Genomic DNA, 6000 nt, shown 5'->3' with positions numbered 1-6000 from the left:
GCACTAGGCTGTGCCGTGTGCTCAGTACATCCGAGGGATCGCACGGCACATCCGCTCCGATGCGGCCGGGTGCACGTCGTCGCCCGTGGGCTGGGCCGGGATGCACATCAGTACACCGTCGCGGGGGTGATCAGGACACGTGGCCGCCGAAGCCAGTTTCGACGTGGTCTCCAAGCTCGACCGTCAGGAGGTCGACAACGCCGTGAACCAAGCGGGTAAGGAGCTCTCGCAGCGGTTCGATTTCCGGGGAACCGGCGCCAGTGTGGCCTGGTCCGGAGACAAGGGCATTGAGATTCGCGCCAATTCCGAGGAGCGGGCTCGCGCGGCCCTGGACGTCCTACAGACCAAGCTGATCAAGCGTGGGCTGTCGCTCAAGATTCTGGACACCGGGGATCCCCAGGCATCCGGCAAGGAGTATCGGCTTCCCATCGGCCTCAAGGAGGGCATCTCCACCGAGGACGGGAAGCGCATCTCCAAGATCATCCGGGATGAGGGCCCCAAGGGTGTCAAGGCGCAACTTCAGGGGGACGAGCTGCGGGTCACGTCCAAGAAGAAGGACGACCTCCAGGCCGTGATCACTCTGCTGAAGGAGAAGGACCTGGACATCGCTCTCCAGTTCGTCAACTTCCGCTGAGTGGAGGCCTGCCCGGCTTCGGAGCCGCGACGGTGGCGCCCGCGCGGGGTGGCCACCGAATCCGTGAGGCACCTTCGGCGTGGCGCAGCGGCGCGGGACCGGTGGGGGCTACAGCACCTCGTCGGCGAGGCGCCGCAGGCGACGGATTCGCTCCACCACGGGCGGATGGCTGGCGAACAGGCGCCGCAGCCCGCGGCGGGGAAACGGCGCGACGATCATGAGATGCCCGGAGGCCAATAGGGCTCGCTCTTCCGGGGCCGGATGGGTCTGGGTTCGCACCTCGATTTTGCGCAGGGCCTGCGCGAGTCCGAGGGGGTCACCCGTGATCCGAGCGGCCGCCGCATCCGCTCGGTATTCTCGAGACCGGCTCACGCCTAGTTGCACGACGAGTGCCGCGAGCGGCCCGACGACGAGGAAGAACAAGGCCCCGAGCATTGCGGGAACGTCCTCGTCCTCCGCGTCGGACAACGGCAGGAGCCACGCCAGGTTGGCCAGCCAGGTCACCATCGTCGCGAGGGTGGCGGTGATGGCTAGCACGAGACTGTCGCGCTGGTAGACGTGGCTGAGTTCGTGTGCGAGCACTCCCCGCAGCTCGCGTTCGTCGAGAATGCGTAACAGTCCGGCGGTTACGCACACTGCGGCTCGTCGGGGGCTGTGCCCCAGGGCAAAGGCGTTTGGGGTATCCAGCGAGGACAGGTACACCCGGGGTACCGGTGCGCGGGCTTCGGTGGCGACTTCCCGAACCACCCGGTACAGCTCGGGATACTGGATCTCGCTGATCGGTCGGGCTCCCACGGCCCGGAGTGCCATCCGCTCACTGAGCACATACCCCACCACGGGGAGGGCCACGGCCACGAGGCCCCCGATCAACAGTCCAACGGCGCCCGCGCACACCCACCCGAGCAGCAGGGCGGCGCCTGCCAGCACAGCCAGCAGGACGGACAGGCGGACGACGCCACCACGACAGTGCGACACGGCCCCCCCCTCAGGCTCCCCGGTCCACTCGGATCCCACCCACCGGTGCGAACGCGTGGACGGTACCCCGGCGTTCCCGAACGCTACGGTGGGAGTGTCCGCGCGGGCCGAGGGGTCACCTGTCCATCGTGCACGGTGGTTTCCCGGCGCCCGTTCACCCCGGGACGAGGCTGGGTGCGGCACAGCAGCGATGGTGACGCCACATCCGGAGCAGGTGAGGGAATCCTGGTGAACATTCTGGCCCGGCCCCATACGGCGCTTACCTGGCTGTGGGCTCTGGCCCCGACTCTGACCTGTGGCTGGGGGGCACCGGTCACCTTCGGTATCGCCGCGTATCTCCACCGCAGTCGGGGGCTGCTGTACACCTGTCTGGGGTACCTCGGCCTGCTGTTCCTCGTCTACTTTGCGGTGAGTCCCCTCGCCCAGTCCACCTCGGGAACGGAGGCGATCTCCCTTTTCGTGTGGATGCTGTTGTTGCTCGTTCCGACCGTGCACGCGGTAGCTATCCGTTCCCGGGTGTTCGCGGCCCAGCTGGCCCACGAGCAGCGGACCGCACGTACGAACCAGGACACGCTGCTGCACGCGCAACAGCGGCGGGGTCTTCGGTCCCAGGCCCGTGTGATGGTCGCTAACGACCCGATGATGGCCCAGGAGCTGCGGATCGGCCGGCCGGACGTGCCGGACCGCACCTATGACGATGGTGGAGTGATCGACCTCAACCATGTTCCCGAGGAACTGCTGCGGTCCCGGTTGGCCATGCTGTCGTCCGGGGATGTAACCGCGATCGTCCAGGAACGCCAGGCGTCCGGCCCGTTCCGCTCGCTTCAGGACCTCCAGAACCGGGTTCCGATCTCGCCGGGAGCGCTTCCGGAGCTGCGGGAGTTCGCCGTGTTCCTCCCGTGATGGAGGCCGCTGTTTCCGGAGCGGAGCCCCCAATCCAGGGTGATCTCAACCACAATCACACACGCCGAATCTACGTCATCCCAGCTCGGCAGCCCCTAGTGACCGCGCGACCGAATCTTCATGCACAAAGAGCTACATACTGGTTACTATCGGAATCTGATTCGTGTGGCCCGAGCACCTATAGTGCGAGTGTGACCAGTTATCTCACCCGCAATGCGGTGGACGCCCTGCTCGTGGGTCGCCCACATGTGGACCTGATGCGCACGGCGAGCGCCCTGTAGCCGCGTTCGTACACGTGCTCCCCCGGCACGGTCGCCGGGCGACGGACCACCACGTGTGGATTCGGCATGGTTCGAGGTAGCCCCCTACCTCGATGGGGCACGATGACGCAGCACATTCAGTCCACGCGGCGCAGTGCGAGGGCGCACCGGGCCCGCCGCGTAGCCACGAGTGGGTCGCGCCGCGCGGCCCGGTACTTTCGGAGGTCGGGGACCCAGTGTCCAAAGAGGTCCAGCAAGTCGATCGCGTCATCATCCGTTTCGCCGGTGACTCCGGTGACGGGATGCAGCTGACCGGTGATCGGTTCACCCAAGAGACGGCGTCATTCGGTAACGACCTGTCCACCCTGCCCAACTTTCCCGCGGAGATCCGAGCTCCGGCCGGAACCCTGCCCGGAGTGTCGAGCTTCCAGCTGCACTTCGCAGACCACGACATCATGACCCCGGGCGACGCCCCCAACGTCCTCGTTGCCATGAACCCCGCCGCGTTGCGCGCCAACCTCGACGACCTGCCGAGGGGCGCCCAGATCATCGTCAACACCGACGAGTTCACCAAGCGCAACCTGTCCAAGGCCGGCTACGCGAGCAACCCCCTCGAGGACGATTCCCTGCGGGAGTTCAAGGTCTCGGCGGCGCCGCTGACGTCCATGACGATCACGGCGTTGGAGGAGATCGAGATCTCCAAGAAGGACGCCGCGCGAGCGAAGAACATGTTCGCTCTGGGGCTGCTGTCCTGGATGTACAACCGTCCCACCGAGGGCACCGAAGGGTTCCTGAAGCAGAAGTTCGCCGACAAGCCGACCATTCTGGCGGCTAACCTCGCGGCGTTCCACGCCGGATGGAACTTCGGGGAAACCACCGAGGACTTCGCGGTCTCCTACGAGGTCAAGCCGGCCACGCTGCCCGCGGGTACCTACCGCAACATCACGGGTAACGTCGCGATCTCCTACGGGTTGATCGCGGCATCCCAGTTGTCCGGGCTGCCGCTATTCCTCGGTTCCTATCCGATCACTCCGGCCTCGGACATCCTGCATGAGCTGTCGCGACACAAGCGTTTCGGTGTGCGCACGTTCCAGGCCGAGGACGAGATCGCCGGAGTTGGCGCCGCGCTCGGAGCGTCCTTCGGTGGTTCCCTGGGGGTCACCACCACCTCGGGGCCGGGGATGGTGCTGAAGGCGGAGACTCTCGGACTCGCCGTGATGACGGAGCTTCCCCTGCTTGTGATCGATGTGCAGCGCGCCGGTCCAAGCACCGGCATGCCAACGAAAACCGAGCAGGCCGACCTCCTCATGGCGATGTTCGGACGCAACGGCGAATCGCCGCTGCCCGTGCTGGCGCCACAGTCCCCGTCCGACTGCTTCGATATCGCCATCGAGGCCGCCCGTATCGCGACGCAGTACCGAACCCCGGTCATCGTGCTGTCCGACGGCTATCTGGCCAATGGCTCGGAGCCGTGGCGGCTGCCCGACACCAGCCAACTGCCCGACCTCACCGTCAACTTCACGACCCGGGAGAACGCGCCCCTGGATGCCGAGGAGCGGTTCCAGCCCTACCAGCGGGATCCGGAGACGCTGTCCCGCCCGTGGGCGGTACCGGGAACGGCCGGTCTGGAGCACCGACTCGGTGGAATCGAAAAGAGCGACGGTTCCGGCAACATCTCCTACAGCCCCAGCAACCATGACCTGATGATTCGGTCGCGGCAGGGCAAGATCGACGGGATCGCCCGGGATATCGCCCCACTGGAGGTCGACGACCCGACCGGAGACGCCGACGTGCTGGTACTCGGTTGGGGCGGAACCTACGGTTCCATCGGCGCTGCCGTGCGCCGTGCCCGACGGGCGGGTAACCGGGTGGCCCAGGCGCATCTGCGGCACATCAACCCGTTCCCGGCCAACCTCGGCGAGGTGCTGCGCTCCTACGAGCGGGTGGTCGTCCCCGAGATCAATCTCGGCCAGCTGGCCACGCTGCTGCGTAGCAGGTACCTGGTCGACATCATCAGCTACACGAAGGTACGCGGCCTGCCGTTCAAGGCCGAGGAGCTCGCGGACATGCTTCAGGAGGTCATTGACCGTGGCGAATGAGAACGGCAACGGGCAGGCAGCCTTCCGGGGACTGCCTCTGGTCCCGCACAGCGACACCACGCTGTCCACCAAGGACTTCAAGTCCGACCAGGAGGTGCGCTGGTGCCCCGGCTGCGGGGACTACGCCATCCTCGCCGCGTTCCAGAGCTTCCTCCCGGAACTGGGCGTACCCCGCGAGAACATCGTGATGATCTCCGGTATCGGCTGTGCGGCACGGTTTCCCTACTACCTCAGCACCTACGGGATGCACTCCATCCACGGGCGGGCACCCGCGATCGCGACCGGGCTCGCGAGCACCAGGCCAGACCTGTCGGTCTGGGTGATCACGGGAGACGGCGACGGCCTGTCCATCGGCGGCAACCACCTCATCCACGCGCTGCGGCGCAACGTGAACATCAACGTGTTGCTGTTCAACAACCGCATTTATGGACTGACAAAGGGCCAGTACTCTCCGACGTCGGAGGCGGGCAAGGTCACCAAGTCCACCCCCATGGGATCACTTGACACTCCGTTCAACCCGCTCTCGTTGGCTCTGGGGGCCGAGGCGACCTTCGTCGCCCGCACCGTGGACTCGGACCGCAAGCACCTCCAGAGTGTCCTGCGGGCGGCGGCGGACCATCCGGGTGCGTCCTTCGTGGAGATCTACCAGAACTGCCCGATCTTCAACGACGACGCCTTCGCGCCGCTCAAGGGCACCGATGAGCGGGATGTCCGCCTGTTGCGGTTGGAGCACGGTGAACCGCTGCGGATCGGCGACCAGCGCGGGGTCGTCATGGGCGAGTACGGCGAGCTGGAGGTGGTCGATCTCGACGCGACCGTCGAGGATCGCCTCGTTCGCCACGATGCCCACCGACAGGACTCCGGCTACGCCTTCGCCCTGTCCCGGCTGGACTACCCGGCGTTCGCACACGTACCGATCGGGGTGTTCCGGGATGTGGACCGACCCACCTACGACGAGCAGATGACCCAGCAGATCTCCGAAACCGAACCGCGTGCGGGGATGGATGCCGTGGCTGACCTGCTCGCCAGCGGGGACACCTGGACCGTGGACGCTACCTAGGCAGCTATCTAGGTACCCATGTGGGTTCCCGTGCCTCGCACACCGCCGCACGGGAACCCACCACGGGCC

General features: G+C 66.4%; 6 protein-coding genes. 5 read left to right on the top strand and 1 reads right to left on the bottom strand.

The genetic code is table 11. From position 1 onward, the window contains the following. Positions 1-139: 139 nt before the first annotated feature. Entirely contained in the window at positions 140-634 is a 495-nt protein-coding gene (locus RIF23_RS15805; protein WP_310913326.1) for a YajQ family cyclic di-GMP-binding protein, read from the top strand. A gap of 108 nt (positions 635-742) precedes the next feature. Here the strand turns inward: RIF23_RS15805 and RIF23_RS15800 are convergent, their stop codons facing one another. After that, positions 743-1609, bottom strand: coding sequence for a M48 family metalloprotease (locus RIF23_RS15800; protein ID WP_310913325.1), 867 nt, complete (start codon positions 1607-1609; stop codon positions 743-745). Between the two features lie 174 nt (positions 1610-1783). Between RIF23_RS15800 and RIF23_RS15795 the strand changes: the two genes are divergently transcribed. From RIF23_RS15795 to RIF23_RS15780, 4 genes are all read left to right on the top strand, one after another. Next, entirely contained in the window at positions 1784-2512 is a 729-nt protein-coding gene (locus RIF23_RS15795) for a ComEA family DNA-binding protein (protein ID WP_310913324.1), read from the top strand. A 191-nt stretch (positions 2513-2703) separates the two neighbouring features. Beyond that, a complete protein-coding gene (locus RIF23_RS15790; protein ID WP_310913323.1) occupies positions 2704-2793 on the top strand; it encodes a putative leader peptide in 90 nt (29 codons plus the stop codon). Positions 2794-3008: 215 nt separating this feature from the next. Then, entirely contained in the window at positions 3009-4871 is a 1863-nt protein-coding gene (locus RIF23_RS15785) for a 2-oxoacid:acceptor oxidoreductase subunit alpha (RefSeq protein WP_310913322.1), read from the top strand. After that, positions 4855-5931 carry a 2-oxoacid:ferredoxin oxidoreductase subunit beta gene (locus RIF23_RS15780; protein WP_407659485.1) on the top strand — a complete coding sequence of 359 codons (1077 nt, stop codon included), beginning with the start codon at positions 4855-4857 and terminating at the stop codon, positions 5929-5931. Before RIF23_RS15785 ends, RIF23_RS15780 begins: the two co-directional genes overlap by 17 nt. Positions 5932-6000: the final 69 nt, after the last annotated feature.

The sequence above is a fragment of the Lipingzhangella rawalii genome, assembly GCF_031628175.1.
GTDB lineage: Bacteria > Actinomycetota > Actinomycetes > Streptosporangiales > Streptosporangiaceae > Lipingzhangella_A > Lipingzhangella_A rawalii.
Note: the sequence above shows the minus strand (reverse complement) of the source record. Positions and strands in the feature narration are given on the sequence as shown.